Source organism: Tenacibaculum sp. DPLXC6, assembly GCF_056815515.1.
The window spans coordinates 2998907-3012349 of record NZ_CP141806.1; the positions used below are offsets into that span (position 1 = coordinate 2998907).

At 32.0% G+C, this 13443-nt stretch carries 13 protein-coding genes; 10 read left to right on the forward strand and 3 right to left on the reverse strand.

Features of this window, described 5'->3' with window-relative positions; genetic code table 11:
• The 4 genes from VCM48_RS13665 (at nucleotide 1) to VCM48_RS13680 (ending at nucleotide 5862) form a co-directional block, all read left to right on the forward strand.
• Nucleotides 1–642, forward strand: coding sequence for a phosphoribosylanthranilate isomerase (locus VCM48_RS13665; protein ID WP_482270872.1), 642 nt, complete (start codon nucleotides 1–3; stop codon nucleotides 640–642).
• 4 nt (nucleotides 643–646) lie between these two features.
• Entirely contained in the window at nucleotides 647–1822 is a 1176-nt protein-coding gene (gene trpB / locus VCM48_RS13670; protein WP_482270873.1) for a tryptophan synthase subunit beta, read from the forward strand.
• Between the two features lie 33 nt (nucleotides 1823–1855).
• Nucleotides 1856–2626: a tryptophan synthase subunit alpha gene (gene trpA, locus VCM48_RS13675; RefSeq protein WP_482270874.1), complete on the forward strand. Its 771-nt coding sequence runs from the start codon at nucleotides 1856–1858 to the stop codon at nucleotides 2624–2626.
• A gap of 68 nt (nucleotides 2627–2694) precedes the next feature.
• A complete protein-coding gene (locus VCM48_RS13680) occupies nucleotides 2695–5862 on the forward strand; it encodes a S41 family peptidase (protein WP_482270875.1) in 3168 nt (1055 codons plus the stop codon).
• Nucleotides 5863–5915: 53 nt separating this feature from the next.
• Here VCM48_RS13680 and VCM48_RS13685 read toward each other — a convergent pair whose 3' ends face one another.
• Nucleotides 5916–6530: a TonB-dependent receptor plug domain-containing protein gene (locus tag VCM48_RS13685; RefSeq protein ID WP_482270876.1), complete on the reverse strand. Its 615-nt coding sequence runs from the start codon at nucleotides 6528–6530 to the stop codon at nucleotides 5916–5918.
• A 130-nt stretch (nucleotides 6531–6660) separates the two neighbouring features.
• Here VCM48_RS13685 and recQ point away from each other — a divergent pair, with 130 nt between their 5' ends.
• Together recQ and VCM48_RS13695 are read left to right on the forward strand one after the other, a co-directional pair.
• Nucleotides 6661–8763, forward strand: a complete 2103-nt coding sequence (gene recQ / locus VCM48_RS13690; RefSeq protein WP_482272228.1) for a DNA helicase RecQ — start codon at nucleotides 6661–6663, stop codon at nucleotides 8761–8763.
• Nucleotides 8764–8774: 11 nt separating this feature from the next.
• A complete protein-coding gene (locus tag VCM48_RS13695; protein WP_482270877.1) occupies nucleotides 8775–9494 on the forward strand; it encodes a hypothetical protein in 720 nt (239 codons plus the stop codon).
• A gap of 37 nt (nucleotides 9495–9531) precedes the next feature.
• On the opposite strand, the gene VCM48_RS13700 is transcribed toward VCM48_RS13695, so the two are convergent.
• Together VCM48_RS13700 and VCM48_RS13705 are read right to left on the reverse strand one after the other, a co-directional pair.
• Entirely contained in the window at nucleotides 9532–10152 is a 621-nt protein-coding gene (locus VCM48_RS13700; protein ID WP_482270878.1) for a hypothetical protein, read from the reverse strand.
• Nucleotides 10136–10618 (reverse strand): RNA polymerase sigma factor, encoded by a 483-nt coding sequence (locus tag VCM48_RS13705; protein ID WP_274639268.1) that lies wholly within the window; start codon nucleotides 10616–10618, stop codon nucleotides 10136–10138. The genes VCM48_RS13700 and VCM48_RS13705 overlap by 17 nt, the downstream gene beginning before the upstream one ends.
• A gap of 122 nt (nucleotides 10619–10740) precedes the next feature.
• On the opposite strand from VCM48_RS13705, the gene VCM48_RS13710 reads away from it, so the two are divergent.
• The 4 genes from VCM48_RS13710 to VCM48_RS13725 are packed head-to-tail and all read left to right on the forward strand — an operon-like array spanning nucleotide 10741 to nucleotide 13159.
• The gene (locus VCM48_RS13710) at nucleotides 10741–11247 is read left to right on the forward strand and encodes a GbsR/MarR family transcriptional regulator (RefSeq protein WP_121146053.1); all 507 of its coding nucleotides are present in this window, start codon (nucleotides 10741–10743) and stop codon (nucleotides 11245–11247) included.
• A gap of 43 nt (nucleotides 11248–11290) precedes the next feature.
• Nucleotides 11291–11671: a DoxX-like family protein gene (locus VCM48_RS13715; RefSeq protein ID WP_482270879.1), complete on the forward strand. Its 381-nt coding sequence runs from the start codon at nucleotides 11291–11293 to the stop codon at nucleotides 11669–11671.
• 1 nt (nucleotide 11672) lies between these two features.
• Nucleotides 11673–12410, forward strand: a complete 738-nt coding sequence (locus tag VCM48_RS13720; RefSeq protein ID WP_482270880.1) for a DUF2071 domain-containing protein — start codon at nucleotides 11673–11675, stop codon at nucleotides 12408–12410.
• Nucleotides 12401–13159 (forward strand): methyltransferase domain-containing protein, encoded by a 759-nt coding sequence (locus tag VCM48_RS13725; protein ID WP_482270881.1) that lies wholly within the window; start codon nucleotides 12401–12403, stop codon nucleotides 13157–13159. Before VCM48_RS13720 ends, VCM48_RS13725 begins: the two co-directional genes overlap by 10 nt.
• The last annotated feature ends 284 nt before the right edge of the window (nucleotides 13160–13443 follow it).

The following is a 13443-nucleotide window of genomic DNA, read 5'->3' on the forward strand; positions in this document are numbered from 1 at the left end:
ATGAAATTAAAAGTTTGCGGGATGAAGTTCGTAGAAAATATTCAGCAAGTAGCTGAATTACAACCTGACTATTTAGGTTTTATTTTCTATGAAAAATCTCCAAGAAATTTTGAAGGTATCATTCCGAAACTACCCAAAGGAATCAAAAAAGTAGGCGTTTTTGTAAATGAATATGTAGAAATAGTAGTTTCATTAGTTGAAGAATATCAGTTAGAAGCAGTTCAGTTACATGGAGATGAATCTGTAGCGTATATTAAAGAGTTAAAACAATATCTACCAAAAGTAGAAATCATCAAAGTATTTGGAATTAAAGGAGAATTCAATTTTGAGCTTTTAAAACCGTACGAAGAAATAGTCGATTACTTTTTGTTTGATACTAAAGGAAAAGAGCGAGGAGGAAATGGGATAACATTTAATTGGCAAGTTTTAAAAGATTATAATTCAACAAAAGGGTACTTTTTAAGCGGTGGAATAGGTTTGGAAGAAGTGGATGAGTTAACCATGTTTTTTAAAACGTCAGCATCTAAGTATTGCTATGCCATTGATGTGAACAGCAAGTTTGAAACAAAACCAGGAATAAAATCAGTAAAAAAAATAGAACAGTTTAAGGCTTATTGCCAAAAGCTAACAGCTAAAAGCTAATCATATGAAATTTCAACCAGATAATAACGGGTATTATGGGCAATTTGGAGGAGCATTTATTCCGGAATTGTTATACCCAAATGTAAAAGAGTTAGAAGACAATTATATACAAATTATAGAGTCTGAAGCTTTTCAGCAAGAATATAAAGACTTATTAAAACACTATGTTGGTCGTCCGAGTCCGTTGTATTTAGCAAAACGATTATCAGAGAAGTACGGAGCGACTATTTATTTAAAGCGAGAAGATTTAAATCATACAGGAGCGCATAAAGTAAATAACACCATTGGTCAGATTTTAATAGCAAAACATTTAGGGAAGACTAAAATTTTAGCAGAAACTGGGGCAGGCCAGCATGGAGTGGCTACAGCAACAGTGTGTGCATTAATGGGCTTAGAGTGTGTTGTTTTTATGGGAGAAACCGATATTAAACGTCAAGCACCCAATGTAGCACGTATGAAAATGCTAGGAGCAACAGTAGTCGCTGCAACGAGTGGAAGTAAAACCTTAAAAGACGCCACCAATGAAGCGATTCGTTATTGGATTCAACACCCAGACACGTATTATTTAATAGGTTCTGTAGTGGGCCCACATCCATACCCAGATATGGTAGCACGCTTACAAGCAGTAATTTCAGAAGAAATGAAAATCCAATTAAAGGAGCAAACAGGGAAAGAGAATCCAGATACCATTATAGCATGTGTAGGAGGAGGAAGTAATGCTGCTGGTGCTTTTTATCATTATTTAGAGGATGAAGAAGTTGAATTAATTGCAGTTGAAGCAGCAGGATTAGGAGTGAATTCTGGAGAAAGTGCTGCGACATCACAATTAGGAGAAGTAGGAGTTATTCATGGAAGTAAAACCATTTTAATGCAAGATGAGTACGGACAAATTGTAGAACCGTATTCGATTTCAGCAGGATTGGATTATCCAGGAGTTGGTCCTTTACATGCCTATTTACATGAAACAGAACGCGCAACGTTTATGAATGCTACTGATAAGGAAGCTTTAGATGCAGCCTACGAACTAACAAAAATAGAAGGAATTATTCCTGCGTTAGAGAGTGCACATGCTTTAGCGGTATTACCAAAAATGAGTTTACAAAAAGATCAAGTTGTGGTGATAAATTTATCAGGAAGAGGAGATAAAGATTTAGAAACGTATATAAAACATTTAAGCTAATAGCCTTTGGCTAATGGCTAAAAGCTATTAGAAATGAACTCAATTCAACATATATTCAATCAAAAAGAAAACGATCTATTATCAATTTTCTTTACAGCAGGTTTTCCAAAATTAGACGATACCACAAAAATTATTGAAGAGTTAGGTAAAAGCAGTGTAGATTTTATTGAGGTAGGTTTGCCATATTCTGATCCATTGGCTGATGGTCCAACCATTCAGCATAGTAGTGATGTCGCTTTAAAAAATGGTATGAATCTCGATGTTGTTTTTAAGCAATTAAAGTCGATTAAAGATTCAAATACAACTCCTTTGGTATTAATGGGCTATTTGAATCAGATTATTAAATATGGAGAAGATAAATTCTGTCAAAAAGTAAAGGACTGTGGCATTGATACGGTAATTATTCCAGACTTACCAATGGTTGAATACGAAAATCATTATCAGCAGTTATTCAAAAACTACGGAATTACGAATGTGTTTTTAATTACACCGCATACATCATATGAACGTATCCGTAAGATAGACTCTTTATCAGATGCTTTTATTTATGTAGTTGCTTCAGCATCTATTACAGGTGCTAAAGGCGAAGTTTCATCAGCACAAATCAACTACTTTAAAAGAATTAAAGCGATGAATTTACAAAGTAAGCTTATTGTTGGTTTTGGTATTTCAGATCATAAAACATTCTCTACTGCCTGTGAATATGCAAACGGAGCAATTATTGGTTCAGCTTTTATAAAAGAGCTAGAAAAAAAGGGAGTTGAAGGAATTGGTGATTTTGTGAAAACTGTTAAGAACTGTTAATATATTCCTAATTTTATTAGAGTTTTAGTCATAATGAAGTAATTTGGGGATTTAAAAAATCAAACAACATGACTAAAAAGATATTCTTAGGGGTGGCTTTAATAGCAAGTAATTTTTTATTTGCGCAACATACGTTAATTCGTAAGCCTGTGATAAGCCCTGATGCTTCTCAAATGGCATTCAGTTATTATGGCGATATTTGGCTATATAACTTTAACAATCAGCAAACAAAAAGGTTGACCATTCATAAAGGTTACGAAAGCAACCCTGTTTGGAGTACAGATGGAACTGAAATTGCATTTTCATCAAATAGAAAAGGAAATGATAATGTATTTGTAACTTCAGTAAAAGGAGGAGTTCCTAAACAGTTAACATATTATCCAACAACAAATACACCTACGGATTGGACAAAAGAAGGAGATGTTGTATTTACTACAGGCCGTGTATTAAGAGGTCCAGAGTGGGATAAACAAATGTATGTAGTTAATGAAAAAGGAGAAACACCACGTCGTTTATTAACTGCTTATGGAGAAATGGCTTCCGTATCACCAAGTGGAAAATTAATTGCTTTTACCAAAGGAGCATGTCGTATTGCACGTGAAGATTATACTGGTTCTGCACAACGTGACATTTGGATATACAATACAGAAACAAAAAAATATCACCAAATAACAACAAGTAATAAGAACGATCATTCTCCAGCTTGGGATGCAGCCGGAAATTTATATTATATAGGTGCAAAAAGTGGACGTTATAATATTTATAAGCAAGTAATTTCATCAAATGGAACTGCTGATGGAACAGCTACTCAATTAACGAGACAAACTAAAGATGGTGTACAGACATTTTCGGTAAGTAACAGCGGGGTAATTGTTTATACTAGTGGAGCTGATACGTTCAAATTAGTAAATGGGAAAACTCAAAAAGTTAATTTAGATATTGTTTCAGACAATCGTTTTGAAGAAGAAGAAACCAAAACAGTTTCAGGAGACATCAGTAATTATGCGGTTTCACCAAATGGTAAAAATGTAGCTTTAGAAATTAAAGGAGAAATCTTTGTTAAGGAAAACAATAAGGAAAAGAAGCGTTCAAACAATGTAAGCAAGCATCCTTATAGAGATATTAATCCACAGTGGTTAGACGATAAAACAGTTGTTTTTTCTTCTGATAGAGATGGAGTTTATCAATTGTATAGTGCCGTTTCTACAGATACTTTAGTAGGATTACACCGTAGTTTAAAAACAAAAATTACTAAGCTTACCAATAATAAAGAAGATATAGAATATTCCTTAGTTTCTCCTGATGGAAAGAAGATAGCTTACCAGGTAGGAAGAGGAATTTTAATGATTGCTGATGTTAAAAAAGGTAAAATAACAAATGCTAAAGAATACTCTAACTCATGGGCAGCAGCAGAGGGAGTTTCATGGAGTCCAGATAGTAAGTACGTAGCGTATTCTCAAGAAGATTTAAATTTTGATAGTGAAATTTTTATTCAGTCAATTGAAAAACCATCTACCAAAATGAATGTGTCGATGCATCCAAGAAGTGACCGCAATCCAGTTTGGAGTGCTGACGGAAAAAAGTTAGCATTTTTATCAAACAGAAGCGGAATTAATTATGATGTATGGATGGTTTGGTTAGAAAAGTCAGATTGGGAAAAGTCAAAATTAGATCACGAAGAAGGAGCTTATTATCCTGAGAAGAAAGAAGAATCCTCTAAAGAGAAAGATGCAAAAAAAGGAAAGAAAAAGAAGAAAAAAGAAGTAGTAGTAAAAATAGATGAGGACAAAATTTATAATCGTTTAGTACAGGTTACTTCTTTACAAGATGATGAGTATAGTCCAGTATTTAGTGCTGATAGTGATTTTATTTATTTTTCAGCAACTAACCCTGCTACAGAAAAAAGAAGTACATATAAAGTTAAATGGGACGGTAGCAAACCAAAATTAGTTAAAGGTGTAGCCAACGCAAGAAACTTTACTGAAAACAAAGGGAAAATTTACTTTACTTTAAAAGGAAGATTAGCTGAATTAAACACTAAGTCAGATAAAGTAACAAATTTACCTCACAGTGCTACGTATACTACCCATAGAGACGAAGTTTTTGAGCAGGTTTTTGAAGAAGGTATACGAGCATTAACCGCTGGTTTTTACGATCCAGAATTTCATGGTTATAATTGGAATGCCTTGGTGAAAAAATATAAGCCATGGGTATTGTCAGCAACTACACAACAAGATTACACATATATGTTTAATTTGTTGCTAGGACAATTAAACGCGAGTCACATGGGCTACCGTGGAAGTGCGCCAAGAAATACAAATGATAAGGTTGGAGTATTAGGTTTAGAAGTAGAAAATACTAAAAAAGGAGTTAAGGTTTCTTATGTGTTACCAAATTCAGTAGCAGATAAATCTACAAGTAAATTAAAAGTAGGAGATATTATTACAGTTGTTAACGGACAAGAAATTAAAAAGAATACGAATTTTTATAGTTTACTAAAGAATACACAATCAAAAGAGATTTTATTGAGTTTAGATAATGGTAAAGATTTAGTGTTACGTCCAGAAAGATCGTTAAGAAAGCTGCAATATGAAGAATGGGTAAATTCTAGAAAGAAATTGGTAGATGAGTATTCAAATGGTCAATTAGGATATATTCACATTCAAGGAATGAACATGCCAAGTTTTGAACGTTTTGAACGTGAACTAAAAGCAAGTGGGTATGGTAAAAAAGGAATTGTAATTGATGTACGTTATAACGGTGGTGGTTGGACTACAGACCGATTAATGGCTGTGTTAAATGTAGATCAACATGCATATACAGTACCAAGAGGAGCAGCAAAAAGTTTAAAAAATCATCAAAAATTTAAAGGAAATTATCCATTTAATGAGCGAGCTATTTTATCAGTAAATACAAAGCCTATGGTAGCTTTATGTAATGAAAATAGTTATTCAAATGCAGAGATTTTCTCGCACGCGTTCAAAAATTTAGGCTTAGGGAAATTAGTAGGACAACCAACTTTTGGAGCAGTAATTTCTACAGGAGGTAAACGTTTGCAAAACGGAATGATTCGTATGCCATTTAGAGCGTGGTATGTAAAAAAATCAGGAAAGAATATGGAGAACGAAGCCCCAGCAGTACCAGATTATTTAGTAAAAAATGCACCAGGATGGAAGGATAGAGGAGAAGATGCTCAATTAAAAAAAGCAGTTGAGGTGTTGTTAAAGGATTTGTAATAATAAAAAACTGAGTTAATAAAACTCAGTTTTTTTATTTTCTTAGTAGTCTTTTATTTACTGGTAACCTCTATAACTCCATTAGCACCTCTTATACCGTACTTAGCAGATTCAGGACCTTTAAGTATTCTTACAGATTTTATATCTGTGGGAACAATTTGTGAAAAATTATCTTGACTAATAATAATTTCGTTAAAAACAAATAAAGGAGTAGAGTTACCATTTACTGTATTGATTCCTCGTATAGTAATTGTGCTACCTACAATATTAACACCGGGCACTTTTCCTCTAAGATAGTCATATATGTTTCTATATTGAAAAGCATTAGCTGTAACCGTATTATGGTCATTATCAACAGAAATAAGGTTTTTGTCCTTACCTTTTAATATTTTTAGATAAACAGCATCTTGACCAGCATACCTAATTTTTTTTATTCCTATTTTAGGAGAGAAGGCAGTTATTTCCTTTGGGTGTTCTTTTATTTTTGTTTTAAATATACCTTTTGAATTAGTCCAACTTTTTTGCCTCACATTATCAAAAAGAATAATAGCTCCAGGTATAGGCTTATTGTTCTCATCTGTAACTTTAATGGTTAATTTTTTTGTCTGAGAGTTAACAGAGAAATTAAAAGTGATTATAGCAATTAATAAAAATGTAATTTTTTTCATAAAATTTGTGTTTTAATGGTGTAATATATAAAAAAATAAATAAAAAATTAGGCGAGTTGTATTGTTTTTTATATTTGATTAAAAATAAGGAGCAAGTTTAAGCCTTTTTTATTCCTATTTTTGCCAAATGATGCAGATTACAGAACAAGAATTGTTAGAAAAATTAAAGGTAAATTTTGGATACGATAGTTTTCGTTTAGAGCAACAAGCTATTATCGAAAATATATTAGCAAAAAAAGATACGTTGGTTATTATGCCAACAGGGGGAGGGAAGTCTATTTGTTATCAACTACCAGCCTTATTTTTTGAAGGTGTTACTTTAGTTATTTCTCCGTTAATAGCCTTGATGAAAGATCAAGTAGATAGTTTAAAAGCAAACGGAATTCCCGCAACTTTTTTTAATAGTAGTCAATCTACCCAAGAACAGCAAGAAGTGTTCGATGCAATAGCTTCAAAAAGCATAAAACTATTATATGTAGCACCAGAAAGTTTATCATTACTCCAAAACGTACTAAACCAATCGTATATAAGTTGCATAGCAGTCGATGAGGCACACTGTATTTCTGCTTGGGGACACGATTTCCGTCCTTCCTACAAACAATTAGCATTTTTGAAAAAGTCGCTACCAGAAACTCCAATTGTAGCCTTAACAGCAACGGCTGATAAAGCTACGCAACAAGATATTTTAGAACAGTTAGCTGTACCATATGCTACACAGTTTATTAGTTCTTTTAATAGAGAGAACATCGCTCTAGAAGTGCGTCCTGCGAACGATAGAGTGCAGCAGATCATCAAATTTATTCAGAGAAGACCTAATGAAGCAGGAATTATTTATTGTTTGAGTAGAAAGGCTACAGAGCAACTAGCTAGTAAATTACAACAAAATAACATCGATGCAAAAGCGTATCATGCTGGATTATCATTTGAAGAAAGAGCTCAAACACAAGAAGATTTTATCAAAGATGATTGCGAGGTAATTTGTGCTACCATTGCTTTTGGAATGGGAATTGACAAATCGAATGTTCGTTGGGTAATTCATTATAACATGCCTAAAAATATAGAAGGCTATTATCAAGAAATTGGACGTTCAGGTCGTGATGGATTACCAGCAAAGGCTTTATTATTTCATAGTTATGCAGATGTTATTCAGTTACGCCAGTTTATAGAAAATACAGGAAATAAAGAAGTGCAAGAGGCAAAATTAGAACGTATGAAGCAGTTTGCAGAAGCTACAGTTTGCCGAAGAAAGATACTGTTGAGTTATTTTGGTGAACTGATAGAAGAAAATTGTGGAAACTGTGACGTGTGTAAAAACCCGCCTCAGTTTTTTGATGGAACTGTTATTGCGCAAAAAGGACTCTCGGCTATTTATCGATTACAAGGAAAAGAAGCTATGGGAACCGTAATTGATGTATTAAGAGGAGCCAAAAATGCGACTGTCTTAGATAAGAATTACGATAAGCTAAAAACCTATGGTGTAGGGAATGATATTTCTTGGAGAGATTGGCAACATTATTTAATTCAGTTAACCAATCAAGGGTATTGTCAAATTGCTTTTCATTTAAATAATAGTTTGCAACTAACTGAGTTTTCAAATAAAGTGCTTTTTGAGGGTGAAAAAGTACAATTAACAACACCAGTAGAGCTTACAAAAGAAGTAAAAACGGTAACAAAAGAGAAAAAGAAAAAAGCAGTTAAGGATACGTTATTTGAACGTTTGCGAAAGCTACGTTATCGCATTGCTCAAGAAGAAGATATTGCAGCCTATTTGGTGTTTAATGATGCGACTCTTAGAGAAATAGAAAATGAAAGACCAGAATCTGACGAAGAGTTTTTAGCAATTAGTGGAGTAGGGCAACGAAAACTAGAAGTTTATGGGGCTGAGTTTATGGAAGAGATTAAAACTTTTTTAAACGAAAAGAAACGAACTAAAAAAGACACTACTTTAGAAACGTTTAAGTTGTATAAAGAAGGATTTACGGTTGATGAAATAGCCGAAAACCGCGGATTAAAACCTACCACCATTTTTTCTCATTTATCCAAGCTATATTTAGAAGGAAAAGATGTGAGTTTAGACGAATTTATAGAAGCGGATACCTTAGCGTTAGTAGCAAACGCAAAAAAAGTTTTGAAAAATGAAACCGCTTTAAAACCATATTTTGAGTTCTTAGGAGAACAAGTTCCGTATGAAAAAATACGAGTAGGATTAACTATTTTACAAAGGAAGCGATAAGTTTATTACACATGAGTAAAGAAAACTTTCCTACAGAATCTAAGTCAGATGAAGTTTCAAGACTGGAAGAGAGAGTTAAAAACCTTGAGACTGAAATTATTTCCGTTGAAACTAAGTTGTTTCCTTTTGAACAATCATTACGTAATGAGATTTCTGATTTAATTGTAGAAGAAAGGGAGTTGGTAATGTTGTTTAAGCAACAAAAGAAAGCTAAAAAAGAGAAAAGGTTAGCACAAAAAAGAAAAGGTAAAAATTATAAGGAAGTTACTCAAGTCGTTCCTGTTTCAAAAGAACGAGTAACACAAGAAAGAGAGCATCAAAAAGAGAAGAAAAGATTGTATAAAGAGGCAATGTTGTATGTACACCCTGATAAATTTTCGATGCAAGAAAACGAACAAGAGAAAGCAACTGAAACCACCACAAAACTTATTGAAATATACCAGAACGGAAGTTTAGAAGAGTTAGAAGCTTTTCATGCGCATATTTTTGGAGGTAATACGACTATATGTTTTGATAAAGATATTTCGCTAATTCAAAAAACAACCAATAGTACTTCATATTTAGTAAAAGAAGTTGAGCGATTAGAAAAAGTATTGAATGATTTATTGGAGAGTTATACGTATAAAGTTTTAACAACCTATGAAAATCCAATGTCATTTGTAGCCGAATTGAAAGCCTATTACGATGATAGAATTTTTAAACTTCGTAAGCGAACAAGAACAAAAAAATAAACCAGAATTGTTAATAACAACTCTGGTTTATAATTGATTAAGAATTTTTTAATTCTTCCAATTCTTTAATAATATCATCGAGCTTTGAAATAAGGCTGTGATATAAAACTTTGGTTGAAATGGTATATACAAAATAACCAATCATTGCAGTAGCTATAGCCACCATAAGTCCAACTCCTAAGATGCCTAAGAAGGAAGTTTCGCTAGAAATATAATTAGATAAAAAGCTTTGCTCTTTTACCCCATAGGCCAATGCGAAAATTGATACAATGGCTAGAGGAATTGCAAAAATAAATAACTTTTTTGTGGCTTTAGATACCGAGTTAATTACACTCCTGTAATTTTTTAAATACGTTAGGTTGTCAGATTTAACATCAATAGTCTTAAACCTTTTCAATAATCTTGTATTAAAAAAGTACAAGCTTAAGATTAAAAAAGCACCGTATGCACCAATAATAGTTTCAGATAAAAGGATACCCCCAATAACTGCAATTCCTGCCATAGGTAGTAACCCTTTATTGTCAAACTCGTAGGTTCTTCTAATCTTGTTAATGACCGATTTAGACTTCTTGTTGTATATATCGTTAATTTTTGGAGCTATTAATGATTGTTCGTCAACAAAAGCTTCATTCCATCTTTTTTCAATTGATTTTTCCATCTAATAATATTTTTAATTGTTTTTTAATTCTGTTAATGCGTACTGCAATATTGTTAGCGCTAGTTCCAATAATTGCAGCAATTTCTTTGTAAGGATTTTCTTCTAAATGCAGTAAAATTATCGCTCTGTCGACTTCAGATAATTTTTTAATAGCATCGTATAACAAGTTTAAATCTTCGTTTTGAAAAGCTTTATTATCTTCTGATAAATTAGGAGTTTTCTCTAAAGAATATTCTTTTTTAGCATTTCTCTTCGCTAAGGTTAAACAAACATTTAGCGTAATCCTGTATATCCAAGTGGACCATTTTGACTTGTGCTGGAAAGCATCTCTACTCTTCCATATTTGTAAACAAGCCTCTTGATAAAAGTCTTCAAAATCTTCTTGAGAGTCCGTATAAGCTCTACATATTTTAATAATAATACCAGCATGTGGTAAAATGGATGTTATATAAAAATCGTTACTCAAAATTTGGTTTTCTTGATATGTATTCTGAAAAGTAAAATTATTACAAGAGATTAAATAAAAATTTAAAATATTTTATTTTCAGTAATTATTGAAAGTTTAATATTTTATTATATATTTGTGACATGAAATTAGAAGACGCAAAATTAAAATACATTCATACCTGGGGTAGTTTAGCTACCAGCTGGGGTATTAATAAGACCATGGCACAAGTACATGCGTTGCTGTTAGTGTCTACAAAGCCTCTTTCTGCCGATGAAATTATGGAAACCTTAAAAATTTCTAGAGGAAATGTAAACATGAATGTTCGTGCTTTAATTGATTGGGGAATTGTAAGTAAAGAGTTTGTAGTTGGGGAGCGAAAAGAATTTTTTGTGGCAGATAAGGATATCTGGGAGCTATTTAAGCAGGTAACGAAAGAGCGTAAGAAAAGGGAAATTGAACCTGTTTTAAAAGTGTTAGATGAACTACAAGAGGATGTTAAAGAAAACTCTGAAGAGGCAGAAGCCTTTAAAAAAGTGATGAATGATTTATCATCAGTCACTAAAACAGTAAATGGTATTTTGGAGAAAGCAATTAAAGCTGATGAGCATTGGTTGTTATCTAACTTTACCAAAATGATAAAAAAGTAAAAAAATTTAAACACAAACTTTCAATAATTTCTGAAAATTTAATATGTACAGAAGATTTATTTATACAGTACTAACTTTTTTAATTGCTTGTGTTTGGTTGATTAATGGACTCTTTTGTAAAGTTTTTAATCTAGTTCCAAGGCATCAACAAATAGTAGGAGAAATTGTAAGTAATGACTATTCAAGAGAGTTAACGCTAATGATAGGTGTGTCAGAAGTAATAATGGTTATATGGATTATATCAAGCTATAGGTCAAAGTTAAATGCAATAATACAGATTGCAATTGTTTCAATAATGAATATAATTGAGTTTATGATTGCTTCAGACTTACTACTCTGGGGTAAGCTTAATTTAGTTTTTGCTGCTTTGTTTGTATTTATAGTTTATGTAAATGAATTTAAGCTAAACCCTAAAATACAGTAATATGAAGGAGATACTAAAAAACCATCCATTTGCTGTTGAAGCATTTTTTGAAACTTCAATTGTTACAGCTTTTGCAGTACCAAAGGAACATTTAGAAGACTTTATTCCTGAATGTTTGGACTTAGACACTTTTAATAATAAGTGGGCTTTTTTAGCAGTAGCTATGGTGCAAACTAAAAATTTGAGACCAAAAGGGTTTCCGAAAATTTTAGGGAATGATTTCTTTTTAATTGGCTATCGCATTTTTGTGAGATATACCAATTCAAAAGGAAGAAAATTAAGGGGACTGTATATTTTAAAATCCGAAACGAATAGTAAAAGAATGGAAATCGCAGGTAACTTATTTACTCATTATAACTACACAACTTCTGATATTGAGCAGACTAAACTAGATAGTAAAATAAGTGTTAGCTCAAAAAAATCAGATTTTAAAATAGTGTTTAAGGATCAAGGAAGTGGTGTGTCATTACCAAAGTTTTCGCCTTTTTCTGATTGGAAAGAAGCAAGGCGCTTTGCGGGGCCTTTACCATTTACTTTTACATATAATAAGCCTAAAAAAGAAGTATTAATAATTGAAGGAGTAAGAAATAATTGGAAACCAAAGCCTATTGAAATTGTCGATTATAATTTTTCATTTATAAAAGACCTTGGATTAAAAAATGTGAGAGTTGCTAACTCATTTATTATTAAAAATGTTCCATACTACTGGAAAAAAGGGAAAATTGAATTATGGAAATAAGAAGAAGAAAGTTTCAAGGAGTATTAAACATACTTAGTTTTAATAGGCATTTTTATTACATTGGCTTAATAGCTTTATTAACGGTTTTTTTGGGACACTATTTATTTAGCTATAATGATTACCTGAAGTGGTTTTTAGTTGTAATTATTATATATGGATTGTTAACTCCCTTGCTAGTGTCTGCTTATGTATATGATTTTTCGAAATACTATGATTTTAAGTGGGTAGATAATATCAACTTAAAAGGTAATAATAACCTTGTAAATATTAATGCAGGTTTTGATGAGACTAGTTTCATTTTAAAAAATAAGTTTCAATCATCAAATTTGCAGGTTTTTGATTTTTACGACCAAACAAGACATACTGAACAGGCCATAAAAAGAGCAAGGAAAGTGAGTAGGGTATATCCAGAAACTAAATCGATTAGTACAGATAAAATTCCATTAAAAGATTCATCTATAGACATTTTGTTTTTACTCTCTGCAGCTCATGAGGTTAGATCTAATGAGGAGAAAGAACTTTTTTTTAATGAATGTTCTAGGGTTTTAAAAAATGGAGGGAAAGCTTTGGTCGTAGAGCATCTTAGAGATTTACCTAATTTTTTAGCTTTTACAGTAGGGTTTATGCATTTTTTTTCAAGAAAAACTTGGATGAGTGTATTTGGTAAAGGTAACCTCAAACTAGAAGAAGAGATAAAATTCACACCGTTTATGTCGGTTTTTGTTCTTGAAAAAAATAATGAAAAATAAAAATTACTATGGAAGTTCATTTAAAGATTATAGGATATTTGTTAATGTTTTTGGCTTTAATACATGTTGTTTTTCCAAAATATTTCAATTGGAAAGATGAATTAAAGGATCTTAGTCTAATGAATAGACAAATGATGATGGTTCATACTTTTTTTATTGCACTAACAGTGTTTTTAATGGGAAGTATTTTAGTGTTAGAAAGTAAAGAATTGATAGAGACAAATTTGGGAAGAAAAATCATACTTTGTTTTGCGATTTTTTGGTCTATTAGATTATTTATACAA